17 protein-coding genes are annotated in these 22,355 nt (G+C 54.3%); 11 read left to right on the top strand and 6 right to left on the bottom strand.

Annotated elements, in window-relative coordinates; translation table 11 throughout:
* The first annotated feature begins 186 nt into the window (after positions 1-186).
* Together ACLQMU_RS11395 and ACLQMU_RS11390 are read left to right on the top strand one after the other, a co-directional pair.
* Positions 187-1,785, top strand: coding sequence for a DEAD/DEAH box helicase (locus tag ACLQMU_RS11395; RefSeq protein WP_422148915.1), 1,599 nt, complete (start codon positions 187-189; stop codon positions 1,783-1,785).
* 51 nt (positions 1,786-1,836) lie between these two features.
* Positions 1,837-2,337 carry a hypothetical protein gene (locus ACLQMU_RS11390; RefSeq protein WP_422148914.1) on the top strand — a complete coding sequence of 167 codons (501 nt, stop codon included), beginning with the start codon at positions 1,837-1,839 and terminating at the stop codon, positions 2,335-2,337.
* A gap of 143 nt (positions 2,338-2,480) precedes the next feature.
* On the opposite strand, the gene ACLQMU_RS11385 is transcribed toward ACLQMU_RS11390, so the two are convergent.
* Positions 2,481-2,936 (bottom strand): Holliday junction resolvase-like protein, encoded by a 456-nt coding sequence (locus ACLQMU_RS11385; RefSeq protein ID WP_422148913.1) that lies wholly within the window; start codon positions 2,934-2,936, stop codon positions 2,481-2,483.
* A 346-nt stretch (positions 2,937-3,282) separates the two neighbouring features.
* Between ACLQMU_RS11385 and ACLQMU_RS11380 the strand changes: the two genes are divergently transcribed.
* The 3 genes from ACLQMU_RS11380 to ACLQMU_RS11370 all read left to right on the top strand — a co-directional run bounded on the left by ACLQMU_RS11380 (position 3,283) and on the right by ACLQMU_RS11370 (position 5,387).
* Positions 3,283-3,747 carry a hypothetical protein gene (locus tag ACLQMU_RS11380; protein ID WP_422148912.1) on the top strand — a complete coding sequence of 155 codons (465 nt, stop codon included), beginning with the start codon at positions 3,283-3,285 and terminating at the stop codon, positions 3,745-3,747.
* A gap of 292 nt (positions 3,748-4,039) precedes the next feature.
* Positions 4,040-4,261, top strand: coding sequence for a hypothetical protein (locus tag ACLQMU_RS11375; RefSeq protein WP_424039019.1), 222 nt, complete (start codon positions 4,040-4,042; stop codon positions 4,259-4,261).
* Between the two features lie 400 nt (positions 4,262-4,661).
* Entirely contained in the window at positions 4,662-5,387 is a 726-nt protein-coding gene (locus ACLQMU_RS11370; protein WP_422148937.1) for a YkgJ family cysteine cluster protein, read from the top strand.
* A 98-nt stretch (positions 5,388-5,485) separates the two neighbouring features.
* Here the strand turns inward: ACLQMU_RS11370 and ACLQMU_RS11365 are convergent, their stop codons facing one another.
* The 4 genes from ACLQMU_RS11365 to ACLQMU_RS11350 all read right to left on the bottom strand — a co-directional run bounded on the left by ACLQMU_RS11365 (position 5,486) and on the right by ACLQMU_RS11350 (position 12,426).
* On the bottom strand, positions 5,486-7,627 hold the full coding sequence (locus ACLQMU_RS11365; protein ID WP_422148936.1) for a SpoIIE family protein phosphatase: 2,142 nt from the start codon (positions 7,625-7,627) through the stop codon (positions 5,486-5,488).
* A 174-nt stretch (positions 7,628-7,801) separates the two neighbouring features.
* Positions 7,802-8,647, bottom strand: coding sequence for a DUF6159 family protein (locus ACLQMU_RS11360; RefSeq protein ID WP_422148935.1), 846 nt, complete (start codon positions 8,645-8,647; stop codon positions 7,802-7,804).
* Between the two features lie 210 nt (positions 8,648-8,857).
* Positions 8,858-9,751, bottom strand: coding sequence for an alpha/beta hydrolase (locus ACLQMU_RS11355; RefSeq protein WP_422148934.1), 894 nt, complete (start codon positions 9,749-9,751; stop codon positions 8,858-8,860).
* The gene (locus ACLQMU_RS11350) at positions 9,748-12,426 is read right to left on the bottom strand and encodes a PAS domain S-box protein (protein WP_443673708.1); all 2,679 of its coding nucleotides are present in this window, start codon (positions 12,424-12,426) and stop codon (positions 9,748-9,750) included. Before ACLQMU_RS11350 ends, ACLQMU_RS11355 begins: the two co-directional genes overlap by 4 nt.
* A gap of 332 nt (positions 12,427-12,758) precedes the next feature.
* On the opposite strand from ACLQMU_RS11350, the gene ACLQMU_RS11345 reads away from it, so the two are divergent.
* Entirely contained in the window at positions 12,759-14,012 is a 1,254-nt protein-coding gene (locus ACLQMU_RS11345; protein WP_422148932.1) for a hypothetical protein, read from the top strand.
* Positions 14,013-14,053: 41 nt separating this feature from the next.
* Here the strand turns inward: ACLQMU_RS11345 and ACLQMU_RS11340 are convergent, their stop codons facing one another.
* Entirely contained in the window at positions 14,054-14,875 is an 822-nt protein-coding gene (locus tag ACLQMU_RS11340) for an N-formylglutamate amidohydrolase (protein ID WP_422148931.1), read from the bottom strand.
* Between the two features lie 1,009 nt (positions 14,876-15,884).
* On the opposite strand from ACLQMU_RS11340, the gene ACLQMU_RS11335 reads away from it, so the two are divergent.
* From ACLQMU_RS11335 to ACLQMU_RS11315, 5 genes are all read left to right on the top strand, one after another.
* Entirely contained in the window at positions 15,885-17,972 is a 2,088-nt protein-coding gene (locus tag ACLQMU_RS11335) for a beta strand repeat-containing protein (RefSeq protein ID WP_422148930.1), read from the top strand.
* 340 nt (positions 17,973-18,312) lie between these two features.
* The gene (locus ACLQMU_RS11330) at positions 18,313-18,987 is read left to right on the top strand and encodes a vWA domain-containing protein (RefSeq protein ID WP_422148929.1); all 675 of its coding nucleotides are present in this window, start codon (positions 18,313-18,315) and stop codon (positions 18,985-18,987) included.
* Complete coding sequence (locus ACLQMU_RS11325; protein WP_422148928.1) at positions 18,984-19,754, top strand: PP2C family serine/threonine-protein phosphatase; 771 nt, start codon at positions 18,984-18,986, stop codon at positions 19,752-19,754. The genes ACLQMU_RS11330 and ACLQMU_RS11325 overlap by 4 nt, the downstream gene beginning before the upstream one ends.
* A gap of 6 nt (positions 19,755-19,760) precedes the next feature.
* On the top strand, positions 19,761-21,743 hold the full coding sequence (locus ACLQMU_RS11320) for a helix-hairpin-helix domain-containing protein (RefSeq protein WP_422148927.1): 1,983 nt from the start codon (positions 19,761-19,763) through the stop codon (positions 21,741-21,743).
* A 156-nt stretch (positions 21,744-21,899) separates the two neighbouring features.
* Complete coding sequence (locus tag ACLQMU_RS11315; protein ID WP_422148926.1) at positions 21,900-22,229, top strand: hypothetical protein; 330 nt, start codon at positions 21,900-21,902, stop codon at positions 22,227-22,229.
* Positions 22,230-22,355: the final 126 nt, after the last annotated feature.

Raw genomic sequence — 22,355 nt, 5'->3', positions numbered from 1 at the left:
TCTTTTTCTCCGGTAATAATTCACTATGGCATCACCACGTACATAATTATGTCAGATCCCGGGGACATCGGGATTAAGGGCTTATCCAATGGGACAGGAATATGGTACGAGGTGAGGAGGAGGGCCTCGTTGTGCCGGTTACTGGGGTATTATCTTATGAGCACGCGCGCCAAATAGTCGTGCGATATGAACTCAAGGTTGCAGTTTTCCGATCTCTCGCTCTCAAAAGAGATCGCGAAAGCCATCGAAACTATGGGCTTTGAAGAGCCCACCCCCATCCAGGCGCTCGCCATTCCCCTGATACAGGCCGGCCGGGACGTGACCGCACAGGCACAGACCGGCACCGGCAAGACCTCAGCATTTGGCATCCCCGTCATCGAAAACATCGACGCATCGCAGCGGGTCGTTCAGGCCATCGTCCTGTGCCCGACCCGGGAGCTCGCCATCCAGATCGCCGAGGAATTTTCCCAGCTTCTCTCCCACCTCCCAAAAATTTCCGTCCTCCCGGTCTATGGCGGCCAACCTATCGAACGCCAGCTTAAGGCCCTCGCACACGGGGTCCACATCGTGATCGGCACTCCAGGGCGCGTGATGGACCACCTCAAGCGCCGCACCCTCTCGCTTGACAATGTCTCAATGGTGGTACTCGACGAGGCCGACCAGATGCTCGATATGGGCTTCCGGGACGATATCGAACGTATCCTGAAACGCGTGCCCCAGAAGAGACAGACGCTTCTCTTCTCCGCAACGATGCCCCAGCCGATCATAGAGATTTCAAAGCGGTTCCAGAACAAGCCCGAGTTTGTCCGGGTCGAGTACCAGGAACTCACCGTTCCCGCCATCGAGCAGTCCTATATCGAGGTGAAGGACCGGGACAAGCTCGAGTCTCTCTGCCGGGTGATTGATGTTATCGACCCTCAGCTTGCCATCATCTTCTGCAACACAAAACGGGGTGCAGAAGACCTCGCCGGCCGTGTGCGGGCACGGGGCTATCGTGCCGAGGAACTTCATGGCGACATGAAACAGTCCCAGCGTGACCGGGTCATGGGAGGATTCCGGAAAGGCTCCATTGATATCCTGATCGCAACTGACGTGGCGGCACGCGGGATAGACGTGGAGGATGTGGATATGGTGATCAACTACGATGTCCCTCAGGATGTCGAGTACTATGTCCACCGGATCGGCAGGACAGGACGGGCAGGGAAGAGCGGGCGGGCCATCACCCTTGTCACCCCCAGGGACTTCACCAAAATCCGCGAGATCCAGAAATACATAAAAGTCCAGATCCCAAGAAAACCCCTCCCGACCGCAAACGACGTGGTCGAGTCAAAGACCAAGACAATTCTCGAAGAGGTGCGCGAATCGATCAAGCAGGGCGGCATCGAACCGTACGCCCGTATGGTCGAGCAGGAGAGTGAAGGGGATCTCACCACGCTCGAGATTGCCGCCGCCCTCCTGAAAATGCGCATGGAGCAGGGCACGGACGCCCATAAGGAACGCGCTGTGCCAACAGATTTCGGCGACACCGGGGCTGAGGCCGGCATGGTAAGGTTCTTTTTAGGACTTGGCCGCGACCATAACGTTGCCCCAAAGGACATTGTGGGTGCCATTGCCGGTGAGACAGGCATCCCCGGAAAATCCATAGGTGCGATACGTATCCTCGATACCTACTCTTTTGTCGAAGTCCCCCGTGACTGTGCAGAAGAGGTCTACACGATCATGAAGGAGCGCACGATCCGGGGCCAGCCCACCGGGATCGAACCGGCGCAGGGCAGGCGGGAGTAAGACCGCCTGCCACACACAATCCTCAATATCTCGCAGATCGAAATCTCCAGTATGAATATGAAATTTATCTTTGGCGGTATCGCATTCCTGATCCTCCTGCTTCTCGTTGCCGGTTGTACACAACCCGCAGCCCAGCAGGCAACTCCTGCTCCTACGACAGAACCAACTACGGAAGTTCCGGCAACTACGGCGGCCACTGCAGTACCGACTACTTTTGTACCTGCCACGCCGGGCCCCACAGACACACTGCAAAGCAACTGGGCTGTCAGTGTTCAGGTCCAGAGCAACGGCCAGGCGATCAACCCGCAGGTTATTTACACTTTCAATGGCGGCATGGGAATGAATTTAATCCCTGAAATCGACGTCATGCTCACCCGCTCAGATGGTACCGTGGAGATCGGCAACTTTACGCAGCCTATGTCCATCGGCCAGACCGTCAGTCTGCCGGGCACAACAGGTAACAACGACCGGGCTGAAGTCTGGGTAATAACCCCGCAGGGAGACAGGGTCAAGATTGTCGACAAGTATGTCCCCTTCCGGTCCTACAGCTAATCATTTTTTGCAGACGGGATAACGTCAGCAATACTGCTGCATCACGTACCGGGCACCGTTCCACCCAGACTTGAGATCTCCCCGGCCGAGGGCAGGATATTTAACCTCTGCCCTGCACCATGATTCTGCATCAGCCCTTCCGGTTAACCATCCGTGAGGTGTAAGGTTTGCCATGCGACAGATCCTTCCTCCACGGCTTTTTTTATCACCCGCTGGGTCCGGGTAAGTGTGGCACTGCCATGCTTCACATCCATGAACACGATCCTGATGGCGGAGCCTTTCTCATCGGCAACCGCCGAAAGGCCATCGAAAATAATATAATCAACCGGCGACCCGATAAACCGGGCATCGGCAGGAAGGTACCTGAATGAGGGGAGCAGGGGTGCCATCTGTTCGGCAATCTTCCCTTTCAAAGTCGAGCGGGACCGGTTGACCGAATCTTTGCGGATCTCCTCGGCAGCCTCTGCTTTCCACCGCCCGAGTTCCGCCCGGTAGCGCAGATCGATGGCGGTAATCTGCGCTTTCACAAAAGACCAGCCAAGCAAAAACCCGGCCACCAGCCCGATGACGATATATATGAGGATCTCTTCAAACGCCATAAGGAGACATAACGTGCCCGCCTTTTATTCAGATCGGCGGGCAGGGTGAAAATAACCGGTACGACCTTGAAACCGAAATACACTTATTCATGGCAGCTGCACTGCCCCGTAGAGTCCGATCCCGGTCCTCGCGGACAATGGAGGTGCAGTTCGTGCACTCCCTGTGCCGCTCTTGAGCAGGTGCTCATACATCACCGCAGTTACTCCTCGCTTCCGCGATTTTTTACAGGAGACAGCAGGCTCTGTTTGCCTTACGCCGGATTCATCGCCGTTATACAGGGGTCATCCACAGGGGCATGAACCACAATTCTTTTTTCCCGCATGGTAGACTTAGGAAGGTATAGTTATGCAGAAACCTCAAGGCCGCAAATACCAGGTAGTCGAGGAGGCAGAGATCGACCTCGTCCTCAAATGCAGGGACAGTCACGAATTTTACGAGCAGTACCTCAGGGTATTCCCGGATACAAAGAAAGGCCTCGACAGTATCAGCAAGGTCTGGAAACGTCGGAGCGAATTTGCAAAGAAGCGGCAGCTGACCCTTCCGCAGGCAGAAACAGGTTCAGCAGCCTCGCGCGAGATCCAGGCACTGATCACCGATCAGACAAAGATCATGAGTGATATGGCAGCACTCACCCGGGAGAACCTTGAGGTGAGCCGGAAGATTCTTTCCGCACTTGCGCACCAGAACAGGATCCTCTCGGGGCATCATGAAGAGATCCCGAAAGATCCCGAGCATCCTGCCTCGCTCCAAAAACCACCGGTGCAGAAGAAGGCTCCTGAAAAGCCGACTCCTATCATGGTCGGTTCATGAGGGCGCCCCGATTTTATTTTTTAATGGCTCCCGCGCATATCTTTTTTACTCCAATAATCCGGACAAAAATCGTTAATTTTTTGTTTTTTTAAGAAATTCCTTGTGGAGAGTCGGTAGATTTATACTAAAAAACCCGGATTTTTACTCAAATTTTGTGCGCTGTATGGCCGTACGCCCCTCCGGGAACCCTATTCATATATATAGATTCAAGCAAAACTTTTTGTATATGCCAAGAGGACGACCCAAAGGCTCACGGAATCTGAGCGCATATGAACGAGGAAAAGTCAAACGAATGCGTGAGATTATGTCCCAGAAAGGGATTACGGATTTTGACCGGCTGCGCGATCAGCAGATCCTCAATAATATTTATGTCAGTACTGATGGCGAAATTTTTGTGAAATACGGGCTTGGCAAAAATTCCAGTGCAGAAATAAAGGCACCAACGAACGAGGCAGGTAAAAAAATCCTCGCAAAACTGGAAAAAAACATCGCTCTGCTCCGTACCGTAATCTGAAATTGCGGGAAAAAATTTTTACCGGAAAAATTTTCGGTGCCGGGAAATATTTTATTCACGCGAGACCTGTCCTATTTCCATAAAGGTCTTTATTCGGGTTCTGCCGTCTTCTTTATTCCTCTCCCAGAGAGCTGCAGAATTCCGGGATAATGAGGCCCCGAATGAGGAATATAATAGAAGGAGCCACATTTTTATAGCTGTTTCTGGATGAATATGAACGCATACTCATTGCCCCGTGTTACTCTCAAGAAAAAATCTGACAGGATTTGATCCCGGGGGAGGGTTGTTCCGGTTTTATGCGACCGGGTAATCAGCACTTGAATCAAAGCCTGCAACGGTAAAAGGAGAAGGCTGGCACAACAACAATATTCCCCGCCACCCTACCCATTCGTACACACTGGTGGTTATCATTTCCCTCATCCCAATCCCGTACCGCATCGCCGCCCTCACCCGGGAAAAGCACGCCCTTTTTGATTATCCCACAGACCGTCTCGCAGGTATTATAAAGGACGTCGGGTTCCGGTGCACGGCCTGCTCGAAGTGCTGTACCCGGGCATTCAACGGCCATGTCTTCCTGCTCGACCGGGACGTGGCTGCAGTACGGGCGATCGAACCCGATACTCTCGAACCGGCCCCAGATCCCGAGTTCTGCGACCAGAATGGCATATTTTATGTCTCCGGCTATGCACTGAAGGTAAAAAACGATGCCGAGGGGTCGTGCTGGTTTCTTGAAAACGGCAGGTGCCGGATCTATGACCGGCGGTTTGCCATCTGCCGTATCTATCCCTATATGCTCCACCGCGAACCCGATGCTGAGGGAAATGTGGACTGGCGGCAGATATCCGGCCTTGACCGTCATGGGGAGTACAACGTGGAGATCACGAATGATGAGTGCCTTGCCATTGCCCGTGAAACGATGGAATATGAGCATGCGTTCCTTGCTCACCAGATTGCATTTCTGGAATGCGTGCATGACTGGTTTACCCGGCACCGGCTCCGGCACGTCCAGAAAATCTACGATGACCGTATGCGGAAATACAGGAAGGGAGAACCGATCAGCGTCATGGTTTATACCGATGGGCATTTCGAAAAATACATTCTCAAACCGAAGAAATCCCTCTCGTAGGTAAAACTTGTTTACAGGTTACGCCAATATCCCCTGCCGGTTAAACACCGGTGCGTCGTCGACACTTATGCAGAGGCACGGAAACGCTGTAAGGGGGATCACCTCTCCACTGCGCGGAGCACCATGAGGGTGATGTCGTCGTGCTGCGGCCGGTCACCCGCAAAGGCGGTAATTGCAGAAAGAATTTTTGCCAGGATCTCATCGGCGGTAAAGGCGCGGTTCTCCGTGATCACGGAAAGAAGCCTCTGTTCGCCAAACTCTTCTTCGTGGTCATTGATTGCTTCGGTTACCCCGTCGGTATAGAGTACGAGTACGTCACCGGGCCGCAGATCGACACGGACTGACTGGAGATCGACTTCATCGGTCACCCCAAGAGCGATGCCTTTTGCCTTGAGAAGAACGACATCCGACGAGGTGCCCTTCAGGAGCAGAGGCGGGTTGTGCCCCGCGTTCACGTAGTCAAGCGTCATCGCCCCCGAATCGAGAATCGCATAGAAGAGGGTGACAAACATGCTTGTCTTTGAGTCCTCGCAGATCAACTGGTTTGCATGTCCGATTGCTGCAGCCGGATCTGCATTTGCAAGGGTGCTCGCCCGGATCAGCGTGCGCGAGAGTGCCATAAAGAGCGCTGCCGGTACTCCCTTGCCGGAGACGTCAGCGATCACAAGCCCCCAATGATCTTTCCCGAGAGGTATGAAATCGTAGAAATCGCCACCCACCTCCAGCGCGGGAACATTTTTTGCAGCAATCTCGACACCGGGTATTCTTGGCGTAGTATCGGGAAGGAAGCTCTGCTGTATTCCTTTTGCAATTTCGAGTTCCCTTGCATACCGCTCTTTCTCGGCGGTCGTCCGCTGGAGTTCGTCGATGTGATCCTTGAGATCGGCGGCCATGGTATTAAAGGAATGTGCAAGGTCCTCAAATTCGTCGCCGGTGGAGATCTGCACCCGGTACCCGAGATCGCCCGCCCCGATCGCCTCAGAGCCGCGCCTGAGCTCGGCAACAGGGCGGGTGATTACCTGTGCAAAGAGGAAAGAGAGCACGGTCACCAGAATGAAAAGCAGAATAAAAAGGGCAATAAAGAGGCTTTTTGCCGTATCCATTTCCTGGTTCAAATGCATCCCGGTCTCACCGGTGGCATTTACGATCTGAGCCCGGGTATTCTCGGCCGGCGCGATCACCTCATCAACCGGCACGACAATGCCAACACTCCAGTTGACACTTTTCAGGGGTGCATAGGCGACATATTTTTCGCCGTCGCCAAACGGCACCCGGGCAGTCCCGCTTTTTCCGGCAACCATATCCCGGGCGACGGCTGCAAGAGCAGAATTGTTGCTTAACAGGAGGTTCTCCGTCTCAAAAGACTCGTCCCATCCCTTCTCACCAGAGGTGATACCGGGGCGCGCAACCACGTTGCCCTGGTTGTCGATGAGGAACGCGTACCCCTGGTCCCCGATCTGCGTGCTGATGATCTGGGTATTGATGGTCGAAAGGGTGACATCGGCAGCGGCAACCCAGGTCATATTGTTACTGCCCCCCGGGACCGGCCGGGAACAGGTAACCATGAGCCCCTTGCCGGATGCATCAATATACGGAGCGGACCACGACAGGGTGCCGGCCCTGGTAGCGCGGACGTACCAGTCCCGGCTGCGGGGGTCGTACGAAGACGATATCCCCGTAACCCAGGGATAAACGTACAGGATTCCGCTTCCCGTGCCAACATATACCTGTGTGATACGGGGATCAGACTGGAGCATCGGGCGCATTACATCATCCAGGGAGGAAAGGGAGAAAAGTTCGTCCTGAACATCAATTTGGGTGACTCCGGGTGCGAGGATGTATACTGATGACGCGTTTGGATCAGGAGGGCGTTCAGACTGAGAGTAGAGCGGGCGCGGGGACACAGCGCCGGATCGGGCCTGCACCGAAGCCGCATACCCGGCAAGCGTATCCATCTCACTATCCACCTGGAGAAAGACCACGTTGCTGATATCCGCCTGGTCGGTTGCAAGCTGTAAGAGGGAGGCTTCGGCATTTGCCTCAAGGGCGGTCGTACTTTCAGAAACCGCACGGTCGCCCAGCTGGCCGCTGCTGGTAAGGGCATATGCACCCATGTCGCTCATGGTCGAGAACGCCGCGTACCCGACGATACCAAGCGCCACCATGGATAACGACAGAAAGACAATGAGGATCTTGGCCCTGACCGTCATCTTCCGCCATGGACCCGGAGTGCTCATCATCACCGTTTATGTAAAGATAGAGGGAAAATGGTTGTTATTACCAAGTTCCGGACAAAACACTCTATTTTTTTGAGATTCTGCCATGAATGAAAGGATGATTGTTACGCTATATCACAAATGCCGGTAGTGTGGTAGTCAACCGAATAAACACGAAGAAAAAAGTAAATTATCTGTTCAGATGTTGCCCGGGCCAAAGTTCTGCCGGTTTACGGGGGTGAATGCACCTTCGACAAGACCGGGGGCAAAGATGCCCGGTGCCGAGCCGGTCTTTGCATAGGTGTACAATGCCACCGTGAAGATTCCCTGCATGGCAGAGGCGAGAATTGCCAGGATTGCTACAAGGACGATTAAGAGTGAGAATGCGACGAGAATGAGCGTACCGTTACTGGTAAAGAGGGTGCCAATGGCAAGGAGCAGCCCGACGGCACCGATCGCGGTAAAGATAAGGGTGATCGAGATCGTTCCGACAACGCTCTCTCCCCAGGTCTTCTTAAAGAGCTCCAGCGATTCTTTCATCGCGGAAAAGACGTTCTTATCCTCAAACGCAAGCACCGGCACGACAAACAGGGTAATCAGGCTCCAGACCCCACCGACAACCGCAGCGGCAATCTGGCCCAGGAACCCGGCCCGGTCCTCTATCATGTGCAGGATAAGGCCGACTGTCGCAGCAATAATTGCCCAGGCAACGATGGACCCGATATGGCGGCTGGCAGCAGAGAGCCCTTCCCCGACGGTCATATCCTTTCCATTCAGCTTTGCATGTACGCAGCTGATAAGTCCCACGTTAAAGAAGATCACGACAAAGTAGCTGACCAGATAGAACAGGAACAAGAGAACAATGCCGGTCACACTGTTTGTGGTAAACAAGTCCATACCATTAAGGGGTAAGACAAAGGTCGCAATCACAAGCAGGGTGACGATACCGGACATGATGGGGAATGCAAGGAGTTTTTTGTCATCCATCAGGATCCGCCAGCTCGCCTTTACCAGCCCGAAACTACGCATAATCCGTTCGAACATAGTTCTGTGTTGGCATTCCCAGGGGATGAATGTTTTTTTGGCCCTGATTGGCCGAATGGGTTCACCGGCGAAAGAAGATGCACAAAAAAACCGGTAATAATCCCAGAGCGGTCATTGCGCGCAGGAGTAACAAATGACGTGCCCGGAAAAACGGAGGCCAAGGACTCTTTTTGCCACAGCACCGGGAAAAAATTCCTGACCCGGCCCACATTACCGTCCAAATGTTTCCCGTACGAAGGTACCTGCACGGGCAACCGCATCACGGGCTTCGGGCACCTGCCTGCCAAAGATCTGCCAGAAGTGGAACATCCCCTCCCAGATCTCAAACCTGACCTGCACCCCTGCCCATTTTGCCTTCTTTGCAAATGCAGAAATATCATCATACATGAGTTCGCCTGATCCTGCCTGGATATAGAGACGGGGGAGACCTGAAAGGTTTGCATGAACCGGTGAGGCGAACGGATCGTCGGGTTCTCTCCCGGTGAGATACCGGGTACGGATAGCAATAAGACGGGTCGCGCTGAGCCAGTCGCTGGCCCGGTTTGAAATAACCGATTCCCCGCCAAAGGCCAGGTCTACTATTGGCGACATGCAGATGGCTGCCGGGGGCATCAGCAGGTGCTGATCGCGAAGCGAAAGCAGGAGGTCAAGGACGAGCGTACCCCCCGCGGATATGCCAACCGGAATTATCCGGTGCGGCGGGTAGCCATGACTGGCAAGGTAACGGTACGCGGCAACTGTATCCTCCACCGGTGCCGGGAAGGGATGTTCCGGCGCCAACCGGTAATCAACCGAGAAGACCCGGGACTGCGAGGCCCGTGCGAGCTCTGCACAGAATCCCAGGTGGTCCGCGGTTGACCCGACAGAGAAATCACCCCCGTGGAAAAAGAGGAGGGTCCGATCCGGTACCGCCTCGGGTACCGAGCACCACACTCCCCGCAGGTCATCCCGGATCGCTACCGGTTCGACTTCCGGGCGTTCATCGGCCTGGAATTCTGCAAGAAATTCCGAGAACTCCTGCCGGGCCGCCCCGGCCGGCTTCTGCAGGTCGGGGACATAGGATTTGAGAATATCCAGGAAATCCTGCGGCGTTTCACGGATCATGATGTGTGGTTATGGTGCGTGAGGGTGATAAAGTCTGGGGCTGACACCGGTTCTCCGTGCTGGTCCGGGGCGGGCACAAAGACCCGGTACATTCCTTTGGGCACCTGCATCTCAAAACGTGCACCCTTTCCCGCCCGGCCGGTTTCACGGATCGTAATGCCCGTAATGGAAAGGATCTCGCGGGCCAGGAAGAGACTGTGGCTATGGCCGGATGACTTCCCGAATCCTTTCTCGAATATCCGTTCCTTGTGCTCCTGCGCGATGCCGACCCCATTATCCTCGATAATGATCACAAGACCGTCGGATATTTTCTCTGCACTGCACCGGATTTCCGTAAGTATTGTGCCGTATCGGCAGGCATTATCAACCAGCGTATAAAAGACCCGTTCTATGAGCGGAATGCTAAAGATCTCCCATCCGGCCTGACGCGAAGATACTATTTCAGGTGGCACGTCCAGCTGGCTGCAGACCCTGCGAAACAGCCTGCCTACATTATACCAGCCCGGGGCCGAAGTCCCGAGATTGCGGTAGACCCGGGTAAATTCCACCTGTGCTGATATAGCGGCAACAGTTTCGTTGATCTTTTCGGTATACATCGAAAAATAGGGTTCGGCCGGGCAGTTCCGGAAGAGATTGAGATATCCCGTGAGTACAGTCAGTTTGTTTCTGATGTCGTGGCGGGTAAGATCGGTAAGCAGGTTGAGTTTGCGGGTTGCCTCCGCGAGGGCCTGCTCCACCTTTTTTTGTTCGGTCATATCCCGTGCAACCGCATAGATCTGTTTTCTGCCTGACATGAATGCACGCCATTCGAGCCACCTGCAGGATCCATCCGGAAGCAGGACACGGTTGATAAACGATACTGCCTTTCCTCCCCGGCCCTTATGCTGAAAGATGGTGCGGGTGGCTGCAAGATCATCAGGGTGCACAATCTCAAAAAGTGAACGGGCTTCCCGTTCACGGATCCGGCAGCCAAGCAGGACTTCCCCGGCCGGGTTGAGCCTTAAAAACCTGCCTGCGGCATCAATGATGCAAAGAAGATCGGGACCGGTTGTGAAAAACCGGTCGAGCTCCCCGGACTTCTCCTTGAGGGTTTCCTGAATAGCCCGGAGATCCGATATGTCATGATATATCCCGATCCGGATCTGCGTATCACCGACCATAAGCATCTTTGTGCTCACAACCACCGGGATACGGTTCCGGTCCCGGTCAACGACGACTCCCTCAAAGACCGCCGAATCTTCCCGGTTGTGCTGCCGGAACAGTTCGGTATCAAACAATTCTTCACCCCCCGGGTGGAGGGCGGATTCCCGCATCGACAGGATCTCAGGGAGCGTCCGGTTCACCAGCGCGAGGGCTTTCTGGTTTGCATCCAAGATCATGCCTGTCTGAACGTCAATAACAAAGATCGCATCGCCGGCCTGTTCCAGCAGGGAGCCGTACCCGGGTACGCAGGCAGGATGTGTTGCCTCATGCGGATTTTCGCAGGTAACATCCCGCGCAATCCCATAGAACCCGGAAAAAGTCCCATCCCGGGAAAAAACCGGGTTACCGGTGATCTCAAGTTCCACTTCGCGGCCGTTGCGGTGCATCGCGCACAGCAACAGAGAATGGAAGGCTTCTTTTTTTGCCAAGGCTTCGGTGAGCCCGGACATGGCCCGAACTACATCACAAGGCGCCAGAAAATCCGTAAATGTTTTTCCCACCAGTTCAACCGGACTGTACCCGAGGATATCCTGCACCTGCGCGCTTGAGCTGGTGAACCTGCCATTAGGAGTACTTTCCCAGATCCAGTTTTCGGTCTCCTCTGATAGCATCTGGTACCGCTGCCGTATCTCGCATATGGCGTAATCGCTCTTTTTGAGCTCTTCAAACTGCTGACGCAGCCCATCTTCAGTCAGCATCAGCTGGCTGAATGCTTTTTTCAGTTCACCTTCGGAACGCCGCCGTTCGCTGACATCACGGACGAACGCAAATATCAGGGATTCCGAACCCAGTTCGTTGTAGTTGAGAACCAGTTCAACCGAAAGAAAAGAACCATCTTTTTTTATGAGAACCTCATCTATCGTGGCACATTTCCGGCCGGCCTCCAACCTGCTCCATCTCTTGGCAAAAGAGAAACGGGATAGCCCGGGCCTGATATCCGTGACAGAGAGACGGGAGAATTCCTGCGGGCTGTAACCGAGCATCGTGCAGATGGCATCGTTGTAATAGGTAATATCACCGTTCGCCCGCATCCAGATGATGCCTTCAGAGGCATGATCGACAGAAAATTTCATCAGCCGTAGTTCATTTTCGGCTTTTCTCCGCCGCACGATCTGCCTGATCAGGTGAGAAAGCTCCTTGAACTGGGCGCGTGGATCGCCTCCTTTCTGGACATAGGAATCCGCACCGCTGTTAATTGCCTCGATGACGACTTCTTCGCGCCCCCGGCCGGTGAACAGGATAAACGGCATTTCGGGGAGCTGCAGGCGTACCGTGCGGAGAAACGCGATACCGTCAATGTCGGGCATCTGGTAGTCAGATATGATGGCATCAAACTTCCCCGATGCCAGGAGGGCGAGCGCTTCGCCCGCCGAAGCTACGGTAATGACTGAAATGTCACCTTCCTGCTCAAGAAAACGCCGGCACAGATCAAGCAGTGCCGGCTCGTCATCGACATAGAGCAGGGAAATCATTAACGATTGTTCTCACCTGATCCCATTTAATATTATATCCTCATGCACGCAAATTTCAGGTTTTTTTCGTGAATTTCAATGGATAGCCCCCGGATTTTTATAAAACAAGGAATATGGCCATCACCCGGACCGGTTTGTTAAAAAGAGAGAGAAAAAAATACACGTACCGGCATACATTTCAACTGGGACGACGAGATCTCTGAACCAATGCTGATGCCGGGCACCCAGGATCCAATGGGAGCGCATTTTCATAGTATTTTTGCCCATATATCCACCCACAAATGATCCCTCATATGAATACCTATCCACCCGGCTGCATTCCGGCACCTCCTATGGATCAGTTCAATTATGCTCTCCAGACTGTCGGTGATCAATCCATGCATATGGTGATCGCATTCAAGGGACTGCTCGATGAGGAGCGTCTTCGTACGGCCACTGCGACGGTGCTCACCGCAGTGCCGGTACTTGGCTCACGGTTTGTCGAATGCGGCGCACCGTACTGGGAGCACCTGAACGGGACTGGCCATGATGCGCTTGTCCTGATCCATCACTCCGCAGATCCCTGCCGGGATCTCCCCGCGGTTCTTGCTCTACCCGTAAACCCGGCTACCGGCCCGCAGCTCTGCATCCACCTGATTCGGACCAGTGGCAATGATACCCTCTGTATAACGGTGCATCATGCGGCAATGGATGCACGAGGGTTACTTGCCTGTACCCGATTTCTCGCAGAGTGCTACCGGAGTTCTGGCTACAGCACTGTCCCTCAGGCAGAAACAATGGATCGTTCCCTGGCGGCGGTGCTTTCACCGTTCCCGGAGTCTGCACGCATCTGCGATTGGCCTGCACCGGAAGATCCTCCGGCAGGGTGGGCGTTCCCCGTTGGATCCGGGGGTGGCGGCACACGCGACTTTGCCCTGCGGACGCTTCCGGCATCCAGCCTCGACGCGGTAAAACGCGCTGGTAACCTCCAGGAAGCAACGGTAAACGACGTCCTGCTTGCGGCATATTTCCTGGCACTCTGCAGGACGATCGGGCCGCCACCGGGCCGCCCGGTGCCAATTATGGTATCCATTGATCTCAGAAGATATCTCAATGATCCCCTGTCCCTCTCGCAAAAAGATATGATCTGCAACCAGTCAGTCGCTTTCGCGATCCATATGAAACCCGGCTCGCAGTCACTGGAAGAAATGATCGCGTGTGCACGCGATGCCATGCAGGAACATATGGCCAACAACCCGGGCATTGCATCTGCTGTTGATCTGCAATCATTTGGGTATACAGGGTTCACACGCATCTGCGAACGGGTGCAGAAAATGAAAACAACAAATGATACCCGTCACGCCAACCCCCCGTTCCTCGGAAACATCGGTATTATCCCGGAAGAGGTCGTGGCATTCTCGCAGGATATTCCTGTGATACATGCATTCGTTGCCGGGATCGTCATCGATCCCCCGGGTATTGCGCTGGGGGTAACCACATTCAGGGACCAGCTCACGCTCACAATCGGCTATGGAAGTCCTGCGATTTCCCGTGAGACAATGGAACAGTTCATGGACACGCTGGTCAGTTACCTCCCCGGCGCATAGGTTGGCCGGGACGGAAGCGCCACTACCAGGGAGGGGGGGGATCACTGATGATCTTCCCTTGACATTTCGACGGCAATCCCGTCCCAGAACCGGGTCAGGACAGACCAGATTTTATTGCGCAATGCAGGTATCTGTTCTTCTGTCATCTCCCGCTGATGAACCGGAGTATCCTGAGGCTCATAGAGCGCCCGGTTTACCTCGATCTGGATCCACGGAATGCCTTTACGCCAGTAATGGGCGTTCGAGATAAATCCCCCGGAAAACGGTGTGTTGATTGCAACATCGCCGGTCCCGCCAAACTCTTCCCTGAACGCATCTCCAAGACGGGTAATCCAGTCCGCCGGGCACGTTGCGAGGCTTCCGGGCTTTGCCCGGCCGTTTTCGTCGCCATAGTTTCCCAGGCAGATCAGGGGGCGGGGTTTTCCGGCATCATTCTGTTCTGCCGATCCATAGGGCAGCATCGAATGGCAGTCAAAGGCTATTTCCACGGGATACCGGTCGATGAGCTCGTCGATGCGCTGGTGATAGGGAAAATACCATTTCATCATCAGGCGGTGGATGAGGGGCAGGTCTGGTAGTTGCCCGGGCAGGTATACCTGCCGGCCATCAACGGTCCGTACCTTGATCACGCCATCCGGGTCTCTGGGCGGGAGTGGCAGCGGCGGGCGGTTGAGATCGATGACCATCCGGGATACGGGTGTATCGATCGTTGCTTCAACGGACCCGCCAAAATCAAACAATGTACGGGTCGCGGGATCGCAGTACCAGTCGATCTCCTGTTCTAAAAGAGCGAACCGGCCGGCAACCTCGGCGGGGATCTCAACGCCACCGTGAGGGATAGATATGAGGAAGGGATATTTCATCGTAAACGCATTCCGGTAAAAGAACCTGTGTCGGGCATTTTTGTTAATGTTTGGATGGGGGATCACCAGTGCGCAGATACCGTTCCGCAAACGTTATCATCGTCCATCCCTGCACATAACGGCAGATGCCCACGTACCTCCTGATCGAAAGGGGGGGCTTCTCATCACGAATTCCCCCTTATCACTTTCACCGGCACTCCCCGTCACAGCCACTACGAGCAGAGGAAGGTTCACCCGTCCCGGTTGATATGATCAGTTCTTCTTTGTTATGTTTATTTAACGCAAAATTATTTATAGGATTTATAGGATATAATCGCCCAAATCTGGAAATACACATGGATATGTTTAATCTTTGGCCGATCCCGCATTAAATCACTATTAAAAAGAAACGGCAATCTGGGTTTTATAAATAAAATAAGGCGATATTTGTCATTTTCTCCAGTGGAAATAAAGGGGTATAAAAGGATGATCAATTTGCCGGATTGACATAATATTGGTTATACAAATATAAATTGAAAAAATACCCCCGTAGGAAATAAATCAGACCGTATGTGCCGGGGGCGCATCGGGCTTTCAATTATCCTCAGCTTGTTTTGCGCCGGGAATGCCATGAACCTGCGGAGCTCACCACCGGATTAGACAAACAAGACTGCTCTTGCAGGTAAAGATCATAAAAATGCCGGATCGCACCTTGAGGTTTCAGAAGAATACCAGATCCGTCGACTCCGCATGTTCGCGAGGCCGGTCCGGTTTTCTCCTTATAGAGCATCTATCGATTCAAGAGGGCAATTCGGTATCCTAAATAGCTGAGTGTTTATAGTACAAAATGTAAAGCATTATTTACAAAAAGATGCAAAGAGGACACATGCCCCCACAAGCAGGTTCATATCTCTTCATTCCGCTGTTTTTAGGTATCTTAGGGTATGTGCCATCAAGCATAGGAAGTTAATATTATGGTTTGTCTCATCAGGGAGCACAGGATCAAGGATGAAATAACTGGTGATGCACCGTGACCCGAAAAGTGATCCTTTTTATCGGGTGCATGGTTCTGCTCTTTTTTGCAGGTATTTGCTTACCTGCGTCGGCGGCCCCGACATTTACCAGCGTCTCACCAACATCTGGCATAACAGCCGGGGGCACCGCGGTAATCATCACCGGCAGCGGCTTTACCAATGCGACTGCGGTAACCTTTGGAGGCGCAGCAGCCACCAGTTTCACCGTGGTTAGCGACACTTCAATCACCGCAACCACCCCGGCCGGCGCAGCCGGATCTGCGAACATCATTATTACCGCACCCGCTGGCACTGCAACCGGTACATACACTTATACAGCTTCGGCTCCGACATTCACCAGCATCTCACCGACATCCGGTACGACTGCCGGGGGCACCGCGGTGACCATCATCGGGACAGGCTTCACCGGGGCGACCGCAGTAACCTTTGGCAGCACCGTGGCAACAAGTCTCACTGTTGTCAGTGATACAGAAATCACTACAATCACCCCGGCCGGCACAGCCGGATCTGCCAGCATCGTTATTACCACTCCCGCCGGCACAGCAACCGGCACATACACTTATACAGCAGTGACCGCCACGAACGCCCCGGCCCCGGCATTCACCAGCATCTCACCGGCGTCAGGCACGTTTGCCGGCGGCACCGCGGTAACCATCACCGGGACAGGCTTTACCGGGGCGACTGCCGTAACCATTGGTGGCAACGCAGCTACCAGTCTTACCGTTGTCAGCGATACATCAATCACCGTAACCACCCCGGCACATGCATCAGCCGGAACCGCTGATGTTATCATCGTCACACCCGGCGGCTCGGTCACCGGGTCAGGGGCATTCACCTATACAGCCCCGGCCCCGGCATTCACCAGCATCTCACCGGTATCCGGCACAACAGCCGGTGGCACTGCGGTAACCATCACCGGGACAGGCTTTACCGGGGCGACTGCCGTAACCATTGGTGGCACCGCAGCAACCAGTCTCACCATTGTCAGCGACACTTCTATAACCGCAACCACCCCGGCCGGCACAGCCGGATCTGCCAGCATCGTTATTACTGCACCTGGCGGCACAGCAACCGGGACGGGAGCATTCACATATACGGCAACGACCACAATTCCAACAGTGACGAGTGTCTCACCGACATACGGACCGGTTTCCACCAGCACCGCAATAACCATCACCGGGACAGGCTTTACCGGGGCGACTGCCGTAACCATTGGAGGCAATGCAGCTACCAGTCTTACCGTTGTCAGCGATACAGAAATCACCGCAACCACCCCGGCCAGTTCAACCATTGGGCAAGTTGACGTCCTCGTTACGACTGCCAGCGGCACATCCTCGTCAGTAACCGGCGACAAATACAACTTTGCAGCGGCAGCCACGACCGTCCCGTTGCCTATCTTTTCCGCTTCACCGACATCTGGAGCCGAACCACTCGAGGTAACGTTCACGGATGAATCGACCGGGTCCCCGGGATCATGGAGCTGGGACTTCGGGGATGGCAATACCAGCACCCTGGAAAATCCCACGAATACCTACGTGACCGACGGGACGTACTCGGTGATGCTGACAGAAACGAACTCGCTTGGCACCAACACAACAACCGAGACCGGGTATATCGTAGTCGGGGCTGCGGCACCGGTAGCGAGTTTTTCCGCGACTCCCACTGAGGGGTCGGCCCCGCTGACAGTCCAGTTCAGTGATACATCGACCAATACTCCAATATCGTGGGTCTGGAATTTTGGCGATGGCAGTTCAAGTTCGGTTCAGGATCCGGTTCACACCTACTCGACGCCTGGAGATTATACAGTTACCCTGATTGCCACAAATGCAGCAGGAAGCAATGTCGCAACAGAGACCGATCTTGTATCAGTAACTGCGGCACAGGCCGTGACACCGCTGGCACCTACTTACGCGGTCACTGCCGCAGCCACAACCGGGTCCTCGGTAGATTCCTGGCTTGCGCAACAAAACGCTGAAGTGGCCACGGCATCTCCAACGAAAAAATCACCCGGATATGATGTGATCTCTGCACTCATCGGCTGCGGAGTGGTTGCGGTTGCCGGTATTGCCCTGCGCAGGCATTAAACGGCCCCTCATTTTTAAATGGCCATTACCGGAAACAATCTCATCGATCATTTTCATTCCCAAAGACACGACCCGGACGACTTCCGGAAAAACATCTTTTACCCCGGGGCTGATGCAAAAGTACCGCTATTACTCCAGAGGTGGGGACAAGTGATACGTCATACCTGCAGGCCACGTAAAGGGACGGGAGAATTCCTTTAGCCGGATCCGATCTTAACATCCCCAGCCGGTAAAGGTGGCTGGCGACAATTTCTGTATCGTTATGTCATTTCCCAAAATGCCTCAACAAAGATATACGGTTGATCGTTGATATGATGAGTACACAAACAGGAGACACCAGATGAGCGACGACACCATGTTTGACCAGCAGCCACTGGGGCCCGTTACCTTCGCAGAAAACCCCGAACCCCGGTGCCCCTGCCTCCTGCTGCTGGACACTTCAGGTTCCATGGCGGGAAAGCCAATCGCAGAACTCAACGCCGGCCTGCGATCCTTTTATGAGGAACTCCAGGGAGATTCGCTCGCCGTAAAACGGGTAGAGGTGGCGCTGGTCTCCTTTGGCCCGGTCAGGGTCATTTCTGAGTTCAACACCGCGGATTTTTTCCTCGATCCCACGCTGGAGGCCGAAGGCGACACTCCGCTTGGCGAAGCGATTCTCCAGGGTATCGACCTGGTCAGGAAACGTAAAGAAGAGTACCGGGCAAACGGGATCTCCTTTTACCGGCCATGGATATTCTTAATCACCGACGGTTCTCCGACAGATGAGTGGCAGCGTGCAGCGGCCGCGGTCCGGGAAGGAGAGAGTTCGAAGTCCTTTGCCTTCTTTGCCGTTGGTGTCCAGAACGCCGACATGTCTGTCCTCCGGCAGATCACGGTCCGTCAGCCCCTCAAGCTCCAGGGCCTCAGGTTCCGCGAATTCTTCCAGTGGCTCTCCAATTCCATGAAATCTGCATCCCGGAGCAATCCGGGAGACAGGATCCTGCTCTCTCCACCGTCAGGGTGGAGCGAGATATGACCTGGAAACACCTCTCTTTGTCCGTCACGGGAAAATCGCACAGCGATCGGAACGAGCGGGGACAGGATTACTACCGCACAGGTGTGGTCCGGTTTGGGGACCGGGATTTTTTTGTGGGACTTGCTGCAGACGGGGCGGGCAGCACGACGAATGGGGGTGTGGGGGCGGAGATTGCATGCGAAAAAATGTACCTCCTGATCCTTTCCATGATCCGGCAGGGAGAACACATTTCTTCTGTCACGGACGATGATGTCAGGGCCTGGATCTCCGCATCCCGGGAGGCAATCTCTGCACGGGCAGGAGAAGATGGACAGCGGATAAAAGACTACGCCTGTACCCTGCTCGGCGTTGTTGCCGCAAACGATCATGCGCTCTGTTTCCAAATCGGTGATGGCTGTATTGTAACCGGCGACGGTACCGGGTACCATACTACATTCTGGCCGGAACAGGGCGAGTACGCAAACACAACCTATTTTGTTTCCGACGATACGTTTCTGGAGCATTTGAAGATCGAACACCGCGGGGCCGCGCCGGACGAGATCGCACTCTTTACCGACGGCCTCCAGAGTCTGGTACTCTCGTTTTCCACCCGGACCGTGCATGATGGGTTCTTCCGGCCGCTGTTTGCAGCACTGAGGAAAAATACTGAGATTGGATCTGCCAGCCTTACCACGCACCTGACTGCGCTGCTCTCCCGGGACGATGTGAATGCCCGAAGCGATGATGACAAGACCCTGATCCTTGCCGTGAATGTCCCCGTGAGCTGAAAAACCGTGAGTCAGGTGTCGCGCCACAATATTGTCGACAGCAGGGGCAACCATGTTATTCTTGGAAAGCGGGTAGGGAGCGGCGGCGAAGGGGATGTCTACGAGATTGCACCCCATCGCATGGATGTGCTGGCCAAGATTTACCACAAGCCATTGAACGGGGAGCGGCAGGAAAAACTCCGGCTGATGGTGAGCGGATGCAATGATGATCTCAAGGAGTTTGCCGCATGGCCGCTCGATCTGCTTCACGATGGCAAAAATGGTCCTGTCTGCGGTTTTGTCATGCCGAGGATCACCGATTGCGAACCGATCCACAAGGTATACGGCCCCTCTCACCGGAAAGAATCCTTCCCGAACGCAGACTGGAAATTCCTTGTACGAACCGCCAAGAACCTCGCTGCTGCATTCTATATCATCCACAAGTACGGGTACGTGATCGGGGATGTGAACGAGGGGAACATTCTTGTAACGAAAAAGGCATGTGTGCGGCTGATCGACTGCGACTCCTTCCAGGTGCAGACACGTGATACGATCTACCACTGCGAAGTGGGGGTTGCCCAGTTCACGCCGCCCGAACTCCAGAAGTCAAAAGATTTTAAGATGCTGCGCACCCGGAATCACGACAATTTCGGGCTTGCGATCCTGATCTTCCTGCTGCTCTTTATGGGCAGGCACCCGTTCTCCGGGGTCTATAAGGGAACCGACGACATGCCCATCGAACGGGCGATCGCCGAATTCCGGTTTGCATTCGGCAGGAGTGCAGCCCTCAAGGCAATGTCGCCCCCGCCAAACTCTGTCGGACTCCCTATAGTACCCGGAGAAGTTTCCAGCCTGTTTGAGCAGGCGTTCACCGAATCGGGCCTCCATTCCGGGGGGCGTCCAAGCGCAAATGACTGGTGGAATATGCTTGACGCACTGGAAAAACGGCTCAAAAAATGCGCCACCGAATCCATGCATACCTATTACTCCGGACTTGCCACCTGCCCGTGGTGCAGCCTCGAAAACAGCTCCGGCATCCTGCTTTTTTTAAGTTCGGACACTATTTCCAGGATCGATGTTACCGCAGAATGGCAGAAGGTTCTGGCAATTAAGTCACCGGGAGCCCTTCCCGAGATCAGCCCGCGGAAGTACCGGTGCCTCCCGGTGCCACTCTCCCCGGAGATCGCACGGGCGCTCAGGTTCAGGAAGGTGCGACAGGTTGTTGCGGCCCTGCTTCTGGTCATAAGTATGATTCTTATGGTGGGGTTGCGGTCCGGAACGTATAGTACCACAGACCTTGCAGGGCTTGCCCCGGCAGGTATTGCAGGTCTTCTCCTGATCTACCCGGGACGGGACTCGGCGGAGAAAAAACGCCGGAAAAAAGAGTTCGAAGACGCCCGGTACAGCTGGCGGCTCTGGGAGAAAAAATGGAAGGCTGATGCCGGCGATGCGGAGTTTGCCGCCCAGCTGGGGGTGCTTACATCTCTCAAAAGCCGGTACGAGGCGATCGAGCAGGAATACAAGAACGGGCTTGTCACCCTCCAGCACACATCACGCGAGCGCCAGAAGAAAAAATTCCTGGAGAACTGTTTTATCGAAACCTGCACCTCCCCCAGGCTTAGCGAGAACCGTAAGGCCGCGCTCCGGTCATTTGGCATCGAGACCGCGGCAGATATTGCCCCACATAAGATCATGAGTATTCCGGGCTTTGATTCCACACTCGCGAACGAGCTGATGAACTGGCGGAATCTGCAGGAAAAGAAATTTGTCTATGACGATGAAAACCGCGTCTCCGCATCCGATATCCAAAGCCTGATCCATACGTTCCAGCCAAAAATCCGGCCGGTAGAGCGCGAGATTTTATCCGGTATCGAAAAACTGCATGCAATCCAGCAGAAAATCTTCAGGAACCGCGCCAGGTTTCAGCCCGTTGCTGAGAAGAGTGCGCGGGATCTCGCCCAGGCTCATGCCAATTTATCGGTCTTTACACTGACCGGAAAATTCTTTTGAATCTGTGCAAGACTAAAGGAGATCTATACTAAAGCAGGCACCTTTTCACACTATGGATCGGTAATGCAGGCCGGATTATACTCCAGCTCTTCCCAGCCTCCAGCACCCGGATGTTGAGATACTGATAAAATACCCTTGGTACAATAAGTACGAACTATGAAGTATACGCCACGGCACATAAAAAAATTCCTCGAAGAAGGAAAGATCGATCCTGACCTCTGGCAGATTCATTTTCCCCATCTTCTCCCGTCCCATGTTCCCGACTGCAGCGAATGCGAGGACAAAAAGAATGATCTCTGCCAGGGCGGGAAAAACCCGGTAGACTGCTTCCTTGGCATCCACGCCGATGAGGAAGCCGGAACGCAGGCTGGTACCGATCGGAAAACCCACAAGGAAAAATCCCGGAAGTTCTTCCCGGACGCCAAAGGAAAAAAAGCGAAAGTCCCGGCAGGGGCAAATATCAGCTTCGACCAGTCGAAGATGTAACCGGATATTTCCATACTATCCATCTCTCGTCCTTTTCTCACCGTTCACTCTTGCAGGCCCTTCCCGGCCGGATTTTTTAACGTTCCCGGATTCCGGATCCGCAAAAAACGATATCGCGCCGGTGAA

Source organism: Methanoregula sp. (assembly GCF_052325125.1).
In the GTDB taxonomy this organism is placed as follows: domain Archaea; phylum Halobacteriota; class Methanomicrobia; order Methanomicrobiales; family Methanospirillaceae; genus Methanoregula.
This window is presented reverse-complemented; position numbering and strand designations above follow the sequence as displayed.

What these genes read in the sequence shown, in the direction of transcription:
- ACLQMU_RS11395 (WP_422148915.1), top strand. Translation starts at nt 187, where the DNA reads ATGAACTCAAGGTTGCAGTTTTCCGATCTCTCGCTCTCAAAAGAGATC.
- ACLQMU_RS11390 (WP_422148914.1), top strand. Translation starts at nt 1,837, where the DNA reads ATGAATATGAAATTTATCTTTGGCGGTATCGCATTCCTGATCCTCCTG.
- ACLQMU_RS11385 (WP_422148913.1), bottom strand. Translation starts at nt 2,936, where the DNA reads ATGGCGTTTGAAGAGATCCTCATATATATCGTCATCGGGCTGGTGGCC.
- ACLQMU_RS11380 (WP_422148912.1), top strand. Translation starts at nt 3,283, where the DNA reads ATGCAGAAACCTCAAGGCCGCAAATACCAGGTAGTCGAGGAGGCAGAG.
- ACLQMU_RS11375 (WP_424039019.1), top strand. Translation starts at nt 4,040, where the DNA reads ATGCGTGAGATTATGTCCCAGAAAGGGATTACGGATTTTGACCGGCTG.
- ACLQMU_RS11365 (WP_422148936.1), bottom strand. Translation starts at nt 7,627, where the DNA reads ATGATGAGCACTCCGGGTCCATGGCGGAAGATGACGGTCAGGGCCAAG.
- ACLQMU_RS11360 (WP_422148935.1), bottom strand. Translation starts at nt 8,647, where the DNA reads ATGTTCGAACGGATTATGCGTAGTTTCGGGCTGGTAAAGGCGAGCTGG.
- ACLQMU_RS11355 (WP_422148934.1), bottom strand. Translation starts at nt 9,751, where the DNA reads ATGATCCGTGAAACGCCGCAGGATTTCCTGGATATTCTCAAATCCTAT.
- ACLQMU_RS11350 (WP_443673708.1), bottom strand. Translation starts at nt 12,426, where the DNA reads ATGATTTCCCTGCTCTATGTCGATGACGAGCCGGCACTGCTTGATCTG.
- ACLQMU_RS11345 (WP_422148932.1), top strand. Translation starts at nt 12,759, where the DNA reads ATGGATCAGTTCAATTATGCTCTCCAGACTGTCGGTGATCAATCCATG.
- ACLQMU_RS11340 (WP_422148931.1), bottom strand. Translation starts at nt 14,875, where the DNA reads ATGAAATATCCCTTCCTCATATCTATCCCTCACGGTGGCGTTGAGATC.
- ACLQMU_RS11330 (WP_422148929.1), top strand. Translation starts at nt 18,313, where the DNA reads ATGAGCGACGACACCATGTTTGACCAGCAGCCACTGGGGCCCGTTACC.
- ACLQMU_RS11325 (WP_422148928.1), top strand. Translation starts at nt 18,984, where the DNA reads ATGACCTGGAAACACCTCTCTTTGTCCGTCACGGGAAAATCGCACAGC.
- ACLQMU_RS11315 (WP_422148926.1), top strand. Translation starts at nt 21,900, where the DNA reads ATGAAGTATACGCCACGGCACATAAAAAAATTCCTCGAAGAAGGAAAG.